The sequence below is a fragment of the Candidatus Poriferisocius sp. genome, assembly GCF_965208475.1.
Taxonomy (GTDB): Bacteria; Actinomycetota; Acidimicrobiia; order Acidimicrobiales; family Bin134; genus Poriferisocius.
Genome location: NZ_OZ242338.1, coordinates 475,117 through 488,275 on the forward strand (window position 1 = coordinate 475,117; position 13,159 = coordinate 488,275).

The following is a 13,159-nucleotide window of genomic DNA, read 5'->3' on the forward strand; positions in this document are numbered from 1 at the left end:
TGGCGGTCGGCTGTTTTGGCGACGTCGACGGGCATTCGGCCGAACTTGTGGTGCTCAAAGCACCGCTACGCCGCGCTGGGCCTATTGGTGGGAAATGGATTGGAGCGAGGGGCTAGGCCCCCTCGTTCTTCAAGATCGAGATTGCTTTTTCTACTGAGCGGCGGGCTCGGGTTAGTTTTTTCTCTTCCTCGGGGCGAGTTGTGGCCCCTTCGTCCACGGCGTCGCGCAGCACTGACATGGCCAAGTCGTCGAGTTGCTCGGCGATCTGCTCAAGCTGCTCGCGGATGTGCTCAGCGGTCACTGCCCAGAACCTCGTCCACGATTTCCAGGGGGTGGCGCACGGCTACGCCGGCGTTGGCCAAGTGGATGGTGCACCCGGGGTTGGCGCTGGCCACGATATCGGCGTTGGAGCGCTCTATGGCCTCCAGCTTGCGCTCTCGAATAGACGCCGCCAGATCCGGTTGCATGGCCGCATAGGCACCACCGGCCCCGCAGCACAGGCCGTCGTCGTCTAGGGCCACCACATTGGCGTAGCGGGCCAGTACCTCGGCCACGGGCTCATGCGCCCGCTGCACATGGCGCAGATGGCAGGGGTCGTGAACCGCCACGGTCAGTTCCTCAGCCTGCTCCCCCACCAATGGCAGCCGGTCGGCATGGGCCGCCAGCCACTCGTGGACGTCCAGCACCCGCTCGCTGAAGGCGATTGCCTCAGGCGTACCCAGATGCTTGCCGTACTCCTTGAGGACGGCCCCGCAGCCCGCCGAGTCCACCAGGATCGGGGCTGAGGCCTCCAGTGCCCTCATAGTTCGCACCGCCAACGAGCGGGCATGGTCCTCCAGGCCGGCGTGGAGCGAAAGCGCTCCGCAGCACGCGGCACCAGCGCCGGGCAGCGCCACACCGGCCCCGGCTGCTTCCACTACTCGTTTCACCGCAGCATGGGTCGACCGCTGCCAGGCGTCCATAACGCAACCGGTGAACAGCCACACGTCGTCGCCTGAAACTTGAAGCCGATCTTGCCGCAGGGGAATCTTGGGCAACCCCAGCCGCTTGGATGGCACCAGCCGCAGTCGCTGGGCCACGGCCAGCATCCGGGACAGCAAGTTCAGCAGCCTGTTGTGGCCAAGAAGCCGAAACCCCCACCGACGCCAGTCCACCCGCCGCCGACGGGCCAGCTCAGCCTGAGTGGCTTCCATCATCGAGCCGAATGGCACCCCCGACGGGCAGGCGGGCTCGCACCCCCGGCATTGCACACACGTGTCCATCGAAGACAAGAAGGCCTGGTCGATGGCGGCACCGTGGTCTTGCACCTGGCGCATGGCGCTGATTCTGCCTCGGGGCGAGGTCCACTCTTCGCCGGTTACCCGAAACGTCGGGCAGTGAGGCAAACACAGCCCACACGCCACGCACGAGGCCAGTTCCTCGGGATCGATTCCCAGCGAGGTCCGATCCGTCATGCCGCCGCCAGCGGGTCGCGCCCGGGGTTGAGACGACCTCGGGGGTCGAACTCGGCCTTCAATCGCTGATGCAGCGAAATCACCGCGGGGTCGGGCTCGGCAAGCGAAACCGGCTCCGACACGTATGCCGACCCGGTGCCGACCTGCACCACAAAGCTGCCGGGGAATCCCTCGGCCCTCAGCGCGCCGGTTGGTACCCGATTAGCAGGCAAAGGCGGCGGGCCATCGGTTGGCTCACACCCCAGCGACCGAGCCAGCTCGGCCTCGGCCTCCACGTCCGACTCGTGTCCCTCCAGATGGACCCAAACCGTATGGCCGTCCCACAGGATGGACGACGGCGAGAAGAGACAGCGTCGCAACTCCGTCGGATCGCACGGCCCCGCCAGCCATCGCTGGGTCGCTGGCCGGGGCCAGGTGCGCAGAATCACTTCCCCCAGCAGCCCTAGCGTGCCCAGCGATCCCACCAGCAGGCGGCACAGATCGAAGCCCGATACGTTCTTCACCGTCGGGCCGCCCGCAGTGACCAGGCGGCCGTCGTCGGCCACATAGACCGCCTCCAAGAGGGCGTCTCGGAGCCTGCCCCGGCCCAGGGCATGCACGCCATCGCGCCCCACGGCCAGCACGCCGCCCACCGTGGCACCAGGCGCCATCGGCAGGTTGGCCCGCTGGCCAGCCTCAGCCAGCGCGGCATCGAGTTCTTCCACCGGGGTCCCAGCCCCCACTCGTATGGTCATGTCCGCAGGGTCAAATACCCGCACTCCGACTGGGGCTCGCACCAGGCGGGTCTCCTCGGGGCACAGCCCGCAAACCTCCCATTGAGTACGCCCCCCCACCACGGCCACCGGGCCGTCTGCCCCCACCTCGGCGGCGAACGAGTCCAGCGCCCCTTTGGCCCTTGCGATGGTCACTTCCAAAACTTCCGCGATACCTGCCTGACCCGTCGGGTCCAGCGCGAGACCGCATTCGGGAGCATGGCGCGGACATCCTTCGGGATCACCAACCGGCCAAGCAGCCGGAGCAGCCTCGGGGCCACCCAAAAGATCAATCTCGCCAGTTCAAACTGCACTTATCCCCACACTCCTTCGGGGACTCTGGCGAGCGCGTTCACGTCGGCGCAGCTCGCTCCGGTGGGAAGCACCTTGCCGGGGTTGGCCATCTCGTCGGGATCGAAGGCCCGCCGCAACCGGGCCTGGGCGTCCAGATCAGCCTCGCTGAACATGAGCGGCATGTAGTCGCGCTTTTCGATGCCGATGCCGTGCTCGCCCGACAGCACCCCGCCCGCGGCCAGCGAGGCCTCGATGATGGCCGACCCGGCGGCATGCACCCGCTCCATGATCCCCGGCTCGCGGCGGTCGTACAGCAAGAGCGGGTGGAGATTGCCGTCGCCGGCGTGGAACACGTTCATCACCTGCAAGTCGTGCTCATCGACGATCTCATACACACGGTTCATCACCTCGGCCAGGCGGGTGCGGGGTACCACCGTGTCGTGCAGGTAGTAGTTGGGCTTTATCTGGGCGATGGCGCCGAAGGCGCTCTTGCGCCCCTTCCATATCAGGGCCCGCTCCCCGTCGTCGGCCGCCCGGCGAACCCGGCCGCCCCGTTCGACGGCCAGCTCGGCCACCCGGTCGGCCTCGGCCGCCACCCCGCCAGCCAGGCCGTCCACCTCCACGATCACCACCGCGGCGGCATCGGTGGGGAACCCGGCCCCCACGAAGTTCTCCACGGCCCAGATGATGTTCTTGTCCATCATCTCTATGGCCGCGGGCACGATGCCGTCGGCGATCACCGCGCTCACCGTCTGGGCGGCGGCGTCCACCGTGTCGAAGGCCAGCAGCAAAGTCTGCACCGCCGGGGGGTTGGGGGTGAGCTTCACCGCGATGGCGGTGGTGATGCCCATCATCCCCTCCGAGCCCACATAAGCCCCCCGCAGGTCCAGGCCAGGGGTCCAGCCGTCGGCGTCGCCCAGCACCACGGCCTCGCCCGACATGAGAACCACCTCCGCCGCCAGCACATGAGCACTGGTCACCCCGAGGGCCAAGCAGTGGGGCCCCCCGGCGTTGGTGCCCACGTTGCCCCCCAGCGAGCACACCTGCTGGCTGGAGGGATCAGGGGCGAAGTGGAGGCCGAGCGGCGCAATAGCCCGGCTGAGGTCCAGATTGATCATTCCCGGTTGCACCCAGGCCACCCGACGGTCGACGTCCACCGAGAGCAGGCGGTTCATCTTGGTGGTGACCACCACCACCGGCTCATCCAAGGGCACCGCTCCACCGGCCAACCCCGTGCCCGCTCCCCGGGGAACCACCGCCCGGCCGTGACGCCGGGCGGCGTCTACGCAGCCCTGCACCTCCTCGGTGCTGACCGGAAAGCAAAGCGGCCCGGCCTGTCCCCCCTCGAAGATCGAGGCGTCCCGGCCCATGATTGAGCGCTCAAGGGAGGCGGCCCTAACCCGGTCGGCAGGCATCACCCGCTGAAGATCCTGCACTAAAGGGTCTGACCCAGTGGTCCGGCGAAACCTCATCGGCCAGTAGGATACCGTCAGTGAGACACCCAGGATGCAGGCGCTCCAAGCTCTCTTAGGCGGAAGGTTCGCTCGGTCGGGCGTGGAGCTGCTCGCCTCTTTCAGGCCAAGGCGGGCGTTCCCGGCCATGATGGTGCTGTCCATCGTCACCGGTGCCCTGGTGGGGCTGCTGGTGGCCGGGTTCGAGCAGATCACCGTCGAGGTGCTCCTGGAAAGGCTGCTCGACGGTCCCCTGTGGTGGCAGGCGGCGGCCCCAGCCGTGGGCCTGATCGCCGCGGTGGCCATCCTGCGCTACCTAGGGCGCGGCGCCACCCCGTCGACTTCCGACGAATATGTGCGGGCGTTCCACGAGCGCCACCCCCGACTGCCCCTGTCCCAGCTCCCGGCCAAGCTGCTGGCCGGTGTGGCCACCATCGGCTTGGGGGGGTCGGTGGGCCTGGAGGGCCCCTCGGTGTACGCCGGCGCCACAGTTGGGCACAGCACCCAGGGATTGTTCGCCCGGTGGCTGCGCCGAGAGGAGACCAAGTTGCTGCTCACCGCGGGGGCGGCCGCCGGCATCGCCGCGGTGTTCAAGACTCCGGCCACCGGGGTGATCTTCGCACTGGAGGCCCCCTATCGCGACGACGTTGCCCGCCGGGCGCTGCTGCCCGCCCTGTTGGCCTCGGCATCGGGTTACCTGGTGTACGTGGCCGTGCTGGGCACCGACCCGGTGATCGATCTGGGCGGCCAAGACAGCGATCTCAGCATCATCCACCTGGGCGGGGGCGCGCTGTTGGGCTTGGTGGCCGGGCTGGGCGGCCGGGGATTCGCCTGGTTGGTGCGACAGGCCAAGGGACTGGAGCAGCGTTTTCCCATCGGTGTCAGAATCCTGGTCGGCGGGGCGGTGCTGGCCGGTCTGGTGGTGGCCACCGAGGCTGTGTTCGACCAGCCTCTGAGCCTGGGCCCCGGGGTGGAGGCCACCGAATGGCTGCGAGACGGCGAGCACACGCTGCTGCTCATCGGCTGCCTGCTGGCCTTCCGGGTGGTTGCCACCCTCACCACCGTGGGCGCCGGGGGCACCGGCGGTTTGTTCATCCCCCTGGCTGTTCAAGGGGTGATCGTGGGCAGCTTCGTGGGCCAGGCCATGGGGGTGGCCGACATCGGGCTGTACCGCACGCTCGGCCTGGCCGCCTTTTTGGGCGCCGGGTACCGAGCGCCCATCACCGCGGTGATGTTCGTGGCCGAGAGCACCGGCACGTCGGCATTCGTTGTCCCCGCGCTCATTGCCGCGGCGGTTTCGCAGCTTGTGGCCGGATCCAGTTCGGTGGCCTCCTATCAGCTGGACAAGCGGGAAGGGCTGATCGAGCGCCGGCTGGCCCTGCCGCTCACCTCCGCGCTCACCACCGACACCCTCACCGTGCCCCCCGACGCCACAGTGAGCGAGCTGGTGTACATCCACCTCCTGGGACGGCGCGAGCGAGAGGTGCCGATGGTGGACGGCGGTACCTACCTCGGGATGTGCGGCTTGGAGCAGATGAGCGACTTGGAGCGCGGCGCGTGGAACGACACGCTGGTCGCCGACATCGCCCAACGCGATCTGCCCACGGCCCGACCCTCGTGGACGCTGCGCGACGCGGTGGCCCAAATGGACGGCAACGACACTGATCTACTTCCGGTGACCGACGACGACGGCACCTTCATCGGAGTGGTGCGTGCCGACGACATCCTTCGATTGGATGAGATACTAGATGAGACCGAAGGCGTATGACCGGGGCTTCTGGGGCTGTCAGCTAGGAAAAAGCTCGTCGACGCTATCGGCAGAAGGGGAGTCCCGGTACTCGCACCATGGCTTGGCCCCAACCTTCACCAAGCGGCACTCCTCCCCGGGAATTGCTCCGCACTCCACGCACGGATCTTCGTTCTCCTTGAACATAACGTCGAAGTCGTCGCTTGTGTGCTTCAAGGCGCGAGCTTCTTCGTAACGACGGTGGCGTCCCTTTTTCATGGGCGGCTCCGCAATATCGAGCCGGCGGCAATTTTGGCACCGGCAGTAGAGGGTAATTCGCCCCCCTAAACTTTCATGCGGGCCAGTCTAACCACTCTGGTCCAAGCCGTTGCACACCGCCAGCAGGAACAGGCGGGCCGTGAGGCCGATGGCCGGAGCAACTATGGCAATCACCTCAGGCGTCGAGCACTCTGTGGCGAGCTTCCTCGGCGCTGACCAGCGGCCGATCGGTGGACCACGGAAAGTTGATCCACTGGTCGGTGCGCTTGCCCACGTAGTCGCATTTCACCAGGGAATGGGACTTCTCGTACAGCACCGCAGAGCGCACGTCGCCGACGCGCTCCACGCAGAAGTCGTAGACCATCTTGAGGGTGTGACCGGTGTCGGCCACATCGTCGGCGATGAGGATCTTGGAGTTGCGGTGGTCTACCAGGTCGACGGCGGGCGGGAGCATCACCGGAACGGGAAGCCGCTCGTCCACCCCGGTGTAGTACTCGCAGTTCATCACATAGATGTTCTTGACCGACAGGGCGTAGCCCAGCGAACCGGCGCAGAACAGGCCGCCACGGGCAATGGCCAAGATCATCTCGGGCCGGTAGCCGTCGTCGGCCACCAGCGCGGCCAACTCCCGCACCGCAGTGCCATATGAGGCCCAGTCCAGCCATTCGCGATCTGCCATCTTGCTCATCAGCCTTCCTATATCGGGCGCCCGGAGCGCTCTTCCAAGACGAGTTTGCCCAGGCGGTCAAAGGCTACTGCCGCAGTTCCGTCCAAAAGCTGTTGAACGGGTCCTGCGACGATGTCGGCTCGCCATCCCCTGAGCGCCCGGCAGTCCGGGTCGCCCTCAAGCAGTGCCTCGATGTCGCTGCGAGTGGCCACCAATGCGGGGTCGAGCTCGGCCTCCGCGGCGTGCTGGGCTGCCCACGAGGTGATGAGGTTGACCGCGGGCTTGAGGGATTGGTCCAGTTTGGGCGTCTGCTTGCGGGGCTCTATTTCTAGGTCTTCGCCTCTGATCTGATCTAGGAAATCCAACAGCTCTCTGTCTGCCCCCTTGCGGAGGTTGCGCGGTTCCACGCCGCGGATGTCCCGCAGTTGGCTGAGGGTTCTCGGGAGGCGCTGGGCAACTGCCGCCACTCCCAAGTCCGACAGTATGTGGCGCACGGGCCGGTTCACGAGGGCGGCGTATTCCTCCCGCCACTTGGCCACCGCCTTGGCCAGGGCCTGGGGTCGGCCCGTCATGCGGCGGACTTCTTTGACCCGGCGCCACGCATTGCCGGAAGTCCGGCCGGTGTTGGCCCGCTCCAGCAGGAAAGCGCATTCCTCCTCGGCCCATTCCAGGCGCCCCCGGGCCCGCAGTTCTGAGTGCAAGATTTCGCTGATCTCCAACAAGCGCTCCACGTCGGCCGCGGCGTAGGCCAGCATGGGCTCGGGCAGCGGTCTTTGGAACCAGTCGGACATGCGGGCCTCCTTGGGCAGGTCCACGCCCAGCAGGTGCTCGTGGAGCGCGGCCAGCGATGGTGTGCGGTATCCGATGAATCCTGCCCCGATCTGGGTGTCGAAGATGCGGCGGGGCTGCGTGCCGCACTCATGTTGGAGCAATTCCAAATCCTGTTCCGCGGCATGGAGCACAGCCAGGCCATCGCCTTCCAGCAAGTCGGCCAGCGGCTCGATGGGCACTTCCAGCGGGTCGATGATGGCCAGATGATCGTGCCAGGCAATCTGAACCAGCGCCACCATGGGGTAGTAGGTGCGCTCGCGGTGGAACTCGGTGTCGAGGGCATAGGCGTCGGCGGCTGCGGCATCGGCCACCACTGCCGCTAGTTCTCGCCGCGAGGTGATCGGCTCAGGGGGGTCGGAACCGCGTCTCAATCGCTTGTCGGCCCGGAGTCGAAGGGGTAGCCGGCTTCTACCCACCCGTTGGTACCGCCGGCCACGTTGGTACACGCCCAGCCATGGGCCGCCAGATACTCGGCGGCCTTCAGGCTTCGCCCACCCATGGCGCAAATCATGTACAGGTGCTGGTCGGGCAGTTCCCGGGTCCGTTCGGGGACGGTGGCCAGGGGTATGAGAACCGCACCGGGCACCCGGGCTTCGGCGTACTCGTCGGGCTCCCGCACGTCGATGAGCGCGATGTCGTCTGTCAGCAGTGCGGCCAGTTCTGCCACCCCGATCTCAGGGATTTCCACCTCGCTGAGGTTAGTGGCCCAACCAGAGGTCTTCGGGACTGTCGAGGTCTGCCACGGCCGTTGGTGAAGCTGCTACGTCGATAACAGTCACTGCATCGAGCAGCGAGGCAACGGAGCGCCGGCCGGATTCGAACAGGCCCCTGGCCAGTGAGGCTGCTCCAGAGTCGATGGCCAAGGGCAGATAGTGGCGGCGGCGCTGGTCGGTGAAAATCGCAGCTGAGGGCCCAGCCCCCGCCGGCCCATGGGGAACAGCCTGCACAAGCGCAGCCACATCCGCGGGGCTGACGGCGGGAAGGTCGCAGGGCAAGATCACCGTCACCGGATGACGGGCCCGGCCGAGCGCGGTGACCACTGCCCCCAGCGGGCCCTCACCAGGCCAGCGGTCGGCTATGTGCCAGGCATCGGCGGCGGCGGCGGCCTCTTTCAGCCGGGGATCAGTCCCGCCAACCACAAGTCGCTGGGCGGCTTCAGCCAGTGCGGCCAGAGCTCGGGCAATCAGCCACTGGCCCCCCACCTCGATGAAGGCCTTGTCGGTGCCCATTCGCCGGCTCTGCCCCCCGGCCAGCACCGCGCCGGTGAATTCCCTGGAGATCTCTATCCCCCGTAGTTCATGCGGGTGTCCTCCATGCGGAGCACGGGGGTGTCCTCGTCGGCCTGGAAGCCGCAATCCACCACCTCGCCGATGAACAGGGTGTGAGCCCCGGTGACCACCGCGTTGCGCACCTCGCAGTCGAGATAGGCGGGAGCGCAGTCCAAGATGGGTGCGCCGGTAACCCCGTCGTGGAACGCGAAGCCGTTGAGCGTCATGGCCGCAAGATCCACCTCGACCGGCTTGGTGAACTTTCGCACGATGGCCCGGTCCTCTCGGGCAACGGTACACAGGCTGAACACTCCGCCCGCAGAGATGAGCTCGTGGGTGTAAGCCGGATGCTCCACCCCGATCCCCACCAGCTTGGGCTCGAAGGCCAGCTGCGCAGCCCAGTTGAGGGTCATGCCGTTGCGACGCTCCCCCGCCCGCGACCCCACCACGTACAGGCCGTAGGGCAGGCTCCACAGCACCCTGCGGCGAAGCCGGTCATAGGAGTCCTGGGCCTCGGGATCGTTCCCCACATGCTCTGGGAATGGACCGACGGGCCCGGTGCCCCCTGGTGCGGCCATGTCATGGCCTCCGATGCTCTCGGGGGGAAACAGTGGTCGGTCCGGCTACCGGGTGGTGCAAGTCATGTCCTCCAGTCCGTTGGAGGCCATGACGGGTCGAGTTGGTGCAAAAAGAGCAGGCATCGCTCCTCTTCGTCCCTCTCGCCGATCGCGGCCGCAGTGGCCTGAAGCCCGGCCAGTGCCCGCAAGAAGCCCCGGTTAACCTCATGGGTCCAGCGCACATAGCCCGATCCCCTCCAGCCGTTCTGGCGCAGCCGGTCCAACCCCCGGTGATAGCCCACTCGGAAAGCGGCATACGCCTCCGCACGGTCGTGGGCCAACAGCCCCAACCGGGCCCAGCCGTCCAAGAAACGGGGAAACTGGGCCACCACCTCGGCCACCGCATCCCTTCTTCGCTCCTCGGGCTGATTCATCGCCTGGGCCAACGCGGCCACCGCCTGCGGCGGCTCCGGGTCCAAGATCGTCTCGGGCGGGCCAGACCGGGTGAGATTCACCGGTGCATCGCTCATGCCCGCAATCCTTCTACGGTCAGCGGATGCGCACCAAGCGCAGCACGTCGGTGGCCTCGGTCATGCCGGCCACCACCGCCACCACATCGCCGGGCAAGATGTGGCCGGTTTCCTTGGCCAGATCAAGGGCCTCGGCCACCCGAGCTTCGTAGCCCCCTGTCTCGTGGGCCAACATGGGGGTGACCCCCCAGCTCAGCGTCAGTTGCTGGATGGTGCGCGCTGAAGTGCTGAACCCCAAGATGGCCGCCTGGGGGCGGAACCTTGCCATTGACCGCACGGTGAAACCCGATGCCGAGATGCACACAATGGCGGCCAATTTCAACTCGTTGGCCGCAGTGGCCGCCGCGCCGGTCATGGCGTCGGTAACCGAGGTGGGCGCGTCGACGTCGGTCATGCGCAGGCGGCGGATGTTCTCCCCCCAGCGCACGTAGTCGAACTCCTCGTCGGCCCGCTCGGCGATTCGGGCCATGGTGGCCACCGTGGCCGCGGGGTGGGCGCCGATGGCGGTCTCGGCCGAGAGCATTACCGCGCTGGTGCCATCGAACACCGCATTGGCCACATCCGACACCTCGGCTCTGGTCGGCGTCGATGCCTGGACCATGGAGTCCAGCATCTGGGTGGCGGTGATCACCGGCAAGCCACCGGCGATGCAGTCCCGGATGATCCGCTTTTGAAGGTGAGGTGTTTCCTCCATGAGGCACTCGGTGCCCAGATCGCCGCGGGCCACCATTATGCCCGCCGAGGCTTCGATGATGTCCTCTAGGTTTTGAACGGCCGCTTGGGTCTCGATCTTGGCAATCACCAGCGGGCCTTCGGGATGGGGCGCCACATTTACCCGCCGGATGTCGTCGCCCGACCGCACGAAGGAGACCGCCACCATGTCCACCGACTCGCCCACGAACGCGTCCAGGTTGCGCAGATCTTCCGGGGTCGGCGTGGACAAGCTGAGGCGGTCTGAGGGGATGCGGAAACCGGGCCGCCCATGGATCACATCGCCGTGGAGGACCAGGCCGGTGGCCCTGTCGGCGCCGACATCGACGATCTGCAAGAGCACCTGCCCGTCTCCCAGCGCAACCTGGTCGCCCGCGGCGATGTCGTGGAAGAGGCTGTCGTAGTCCACCTCCACCACATCGGCGGTGCTCTTTGCGTCTCCAATCCTGATCTCCACCTCGGTGTCGGCCAGCAGCTCCACCCCTTCAGAGCCGAAGCTGGCCGTGCGCACTTTCGGGCCGGGCAGGTCTACCAGCACGCCTACCCGCCGTCCGGCCTCTTGAGACACTTGGCGCACCCGGTGCATCCGCCCCAGAGCTTCTTCCAGCGTCCCGTGGGCCAGTCCGATACGAGCCACGTCCATGCCGGCGTCCACCAAGGCTCGCAGCGCCTCCGGGGATTCCGATGCCGGGCCTATTGTGGCGATGATCTTGGTACGGCGGGGCACGAGGTTCAACGCTATCGCCCAGCAGGGCAGATGCCGCGGTCTAATGCCGCGGTCTAATGTTGCGGTCTATAAGAGGCAGGCGACCCGCAATAGGCGGCTAGTTCATCCGAGCTCTGGCCAGGGTGGCCAACTGCCGAAGTTGCTCCTCATCATCGCTTTCCGCCGCCTGGGCCAGTTCCTCGAACCGGCGGGCCGCTTTCTCGAACCGCCCCCGCTCCATGTAGATCAGACCGAGCTGCTTGGCCTCGCCGGCTGGCGCCGAGGGGCACATCGACCGCAGCTCCAGCACCCACTCCAGATTGGCGTAGTCCCGACGCTGGGCGTAGATGGCCCGAAGATTCCCCAGCATCCGCTCCATTATCGACGCATCGTCCACCGGGGCCAGGAATGCGGGGTGGAAGCCCTTCTGCCCTCCGGTGATCTGGTGGTAGAGATCTTCGCAGCCCTGGGCATCGAACAACGCGCCGCCGGCGAACACGTCGATGTAGGTGTCGGGCTCGTTGCGGTCTCGGATCAAGAAGTGGCCGGGCAGTCCGATGCCCTCGAACTCAAAGCCGAGGCGGGACCCTACTGCGATGGTAAGCACGGCGAGGCTGATGGGAATCCCAGTGCGCCTGCTCATGACCTCGTTCAGAAACGAGTTGCGGGGGTCGTAGTAGTCGGCGCGGTTGCCGTGGAACCCCAGCTCGCTGAACAGCGAGTGCAGCACTCGGCTCCGACTGGAGCGGTCGCAGCGGTTGGCGAGGGAGTCCAGTCGGTCGAGCTCAGCGTCTAAGTCCATATCCGGGCAGCCGTGGGCGGCAATGCACAGGGCCCCCTCATGGAGGGCGAATTCCCCGTGCTCAAGCATCTGCCTGAATCTCTCGGCCGGCGCCCCATCCACGATCCAAATCTATCCCGCCAATTAGCATTGCCGCGGTGTCTGCCTGGCCGTTCTTAGACCACGAGGGCCCGATACCCATCGCCCACCGGGGAGGGGCCGCAGAGGGGCCGGAGAACACCATGGCCGCATTCTCAGCCGCCATCGACCTTGGCTATCGCTACCTGGAAACCGATGTACACGCCACCCGCGACGGGGTGCTGGTGGCATTCCACGACGAGGGCTTGGCGCGGCTGAGCGGGCGGCCGGAGGCCATCGCCGATTTGGCTTGGCGAGACTTGGCGACGGTTCGGATGGACGGCGGGCAGGCCATCCCCCGCTTCGACGAGCTGCTGGCGGCCTGGCCCGATGTGAAAATCGCGGTCGACCCCAAGCACGACCAGGCCACTGAGCCCCTGATAAACGCCGTGCTCCGGGCCGGCGCCATCGACCGGGTCTGCGTCGGGTCATTCTCTGGGCGCCGCCTCGCCACCGCGCGGCGCCTGGGGGGATCCCGGTTGTGTACCGGCCTCAGCCCCAAAGAAGTCGGCCAGCTCCAGGCCGCGGCGGCTGGCCTGCCCGTGAGCGTCAAAGCCGGGGCGTGCGCCCAAGTGCCTCCCACGGTCAAAGGCGTGCCACTGGTGTACAAGCGGTTTGTGGATGCCGCCCACGCCCAGGGCTTGGCGGTGCATGTGTGGACCATCGACGACGCCGGCGAGATGCACCGCCTGCTGGATCTGGGGGTGGACGGCATCATGACCGACCGCCCCACCGTGCTGCGCGATGTGCTCGTGGCGCGCAGCCAGTGGTCTTGAGGCGTCATTTGAGGCCCGAAATCGATCCGTTTTCTGTGGTTAATTTTTGGTTTTCTGGGGATTTCTGCTCAAAGCGGTGGAAAACCCTGTGGATTTTGATTTTCCCCTTGACCTGGGATTTCTCCGCGCTATGGTATGCCCACCTACCAGAGACAAGCGGAGTTAGCTGACTGAGCAGGCGCCTGAAAGGGCGAGGGTTCGACAGAGTTCCGCAGGGTCGCTGGAACGGGCCGAGGAA

Annotated in this window: 14 protein-coding genes; 2 read left to right on the forward strand and 12 right to left on the reverse strand. The window is 66.8% G+C overall.

Features of this window, described 5'->3' with window-relative positions:
* Nucleotides 1-112: 112 nt before the first annotated feature.
* From ACOGXA_RS02260 to ACOGXA_RS02275, 4 genes are all read right to left on the reverse strand, one after another.
* Nucleotides 113-301, reverse strand: coding sequence for a hypothetical protein (locus ACOGXA_RS02260; RefSeq protein WP_419925661.1), 189 nt, complete (start codon nt 299-301; stop codon nt 113-115).
* Nucleotides 291-1,454, reverse strand: coding sequence for a (Fe-S)-binding protein (locus ACOGXA_RS02265; protein ID WP_419925662.1), 1,164 nt, complete (start codon nt 1,452-1,454; stop codon nt 291-293). Before ACOGXA_RS02265 ends, ACOGXA_RS02260 begins: the two co-directional genes overlap by 11 nt.
* Entirely contained in the window at nt 1,451-2,362 is a 912-nt protein-coding gene (locus ACOGXA_RS02270) for an FAD-binding protein (RefSeq protein ID WP_419925663.1), read from the reverse strand. The genes ACOGXA_RS02265 and ACOGXA_RS02270 overlap by 4 nt, the downstream gene beginning before the upstream one ends.
* Nucleotides 2,363-2,520: 158 nt before the next feature.
* Complete coding sequence (locus tag ACOGXA_RS02275) at nt 2,521-3,972, reverse strand: FAD-binding oxidoreductase (protein ID WP_419925664.1); 1,452 nt, start codon at nt 3,970-3,972, stop codon at nt 2,521-2,523.
* 82 nt (nt 3,973-4,054) lie between these two features.
* On the opposite strand from ACOGXA_RS02275, the gene ACOGXA_RS02280 reads away from it, so the two are divergent.
* The gene (locus tag ACOGXA_RS02280; protein WP_419925665.1) at nt 4,055-5,719 is read left to right on the forward strand and encodes a chloride channel protein; all 1,665 of its coding nucleotides are present in this window, start codon (nt 4,055-4,057) and stop codon (nt 5,717-5,719) included.
* A 412-nt stretch (nt 5,720-6,131) separates the two neighbouring features.
* On the opposite strand, the gene ACOGXA_RS02285 is transcribed toward ACOGXA_RS02280, so the two are convergent.
* The 8 genes from ACOGXA_RS02285 to ACOGXA_RS02320 all read right to left on the reverse strand — a co-directional run bounded on the left by ACOGXA_RS02285 (nt 6,132) and on the right by ACOGXA_RS02320 (nt 12,097).
* Nucleotides 6,132-6,635, reverse strand: a complete 504-nt coding sequence (locus tag ACOGXA_RS02285) for a phosphoribosyltransferase (RefSeq protein ID WP_419927034.1) — start codon at nt 6,633-6,635, stop codon at nt 6,132-6,134.
* A gap of 17 nt (nt 6,636-6,652) precedes the next feature.
* The gene (locus ACOGXA_RS02290) at nt 6,653-7,900 is read right to left on the reverse strand and encodes a ribonuclease D (RefSeq protein ID WP_419925666.1); all 1,248 of its coding nucleotides are present in this window, start codon (nt 7,898-7,900) and stop codon (nt 6,653-6,655) included.
* Nucleotides 7,822-8,142, reverse strand: a complete 321-nt coding sequence (locus ACOGXA_RS02295; RefSeq protein ID WP_419925667.1) for a rhodanese-like domain-containing protein — start codon at nt 8,140-8,142, stop codon at nt 7,822-7,824. Before ACOGXA_RS02295 ends, ACOGXA_RS02290 begins: the two co-directional genes overlap by 79 nt.
* A gap of 10 nt (nt 8,143-8,152) precedes the next feature.
* Nucleotides 8,153-8,710: a molybdenum cofactor guanylyltransferase gene (gene mobA, locus ACOGXA_RS02300; protein WP_419925668.1), complete on the reverse strand. Its 558-nt coding sequence runs from the start codon at nt 8,708-8,710 to the stop codon at nt 8,153-8,155.
* Between the two features lie 26 nt (nt 8,711-8,736).
* Nucleotides 8,737-9,300, reverse strand: a complete 564-nt coding sequence (locus ACOGXA_RS02305; RefSeq protein ID WP_419925669.1) for a flavin reductase family protein — start codon at nt 9,298-9,300, stop codon at nt 8,737-8,739.
* 62 nt (nt 9,301-9,362) lie between these two features.
* Nucleotides 9,363-9,809, reverse strand: coding sequence for a DUF3151 family protein (locus ACOGXA_RS02310; RefSeq protein WP_419925670.1), 447 nt, complete (start codon nt 9,807-9,809; stop codon nt 9,363-9,365).
* 19 nt (nt 9,810-9,828) lie between these two features.
* Complete coding sequence (gene pyk / locus ACOGXA_RS02315) at nt 9,829-11,247, reverse strand: pyruvate kinase (protein WP_419925671.1); 1,419 nt, start codon at nt 11,245-11,247, stop codon at nt 9,829-9,831.
* Between the two features lie 97 nt (nt 11,248-11,344).
* On the reverse strand, nt 11,345-12,097 hold the full coding sequence (locus ACOGXA_RS02320) for a SirB1 family protein (RefSeq protein ID WP_419925672.1): 753 nt from the start codon (nt 12,095-12,097) through the stop codon (nt 11,345-11,347).
* Nucleotides 12,098-12,165: 68 nt separating this feature from the next.
* Between ACOGXA_RS02320 and ACOGXA_RS02325 the strand changes: the two genes are divergently transcribed.
* Nucleotides 12,166-12,921, forward strand: coding sequence for a glycerophosphodiester phosphodiesterase (locus tag ACOGXA_RS02325; RefSeq protein ID WP_419925673.1), 756 nt, complete (start codon nt 12,166-12,168; stop codon nt 12,919-12,921).
* Nucleotides 12,922-13,159 lie beyond the last annotated feature (238 nt).

Coding starts and splice junctions, on each gene's coding strand:
- ACOGXA_RS02285 (WP_419927034.1), bottom strand. CDS start 6,635: ATGGCAGATCGCGAATGGCTGGACTGGGCCTCATATGGCACTGCGGTG.
- ACOGXA_RS02275 (WP_419925664.1), bottom strand. CDS start 3,972: ATGAGGTTTCGCCGGACCACTGGGTCAGACCCTTTAGTGCAGGATCTT.
- ACOGXA_RS02310 (WP_419925670.1), bottom strand. CDS start 9,809: ATGAGCGATGCACCGGTGAATCTCACCCGGTCTGGCCCGCCCGAGACG.
- ACOGXA_RS02320 (WP_419925672.1), bottom strand. CDS start 12,097: ATGCTTGAGCACGGGGAATTCGCCCTCCATGAGGGGGCCCTGTGCATT.
- ACOGXA_RS02305 (WP_419925669.1), bottom strand. CDS start 9,300: ATGGCCGCACCAGGGGGCACCGGGCCCGTCGGTCCATTCCCAGAGCAT.
- ACOGXA_RS02265 (WP_419925662.1), bottom strand. CDS start 1,454: ATGACGGATCGGACCTCGCTGGGAATCGATCCCGAGGAACTGGCCTCG.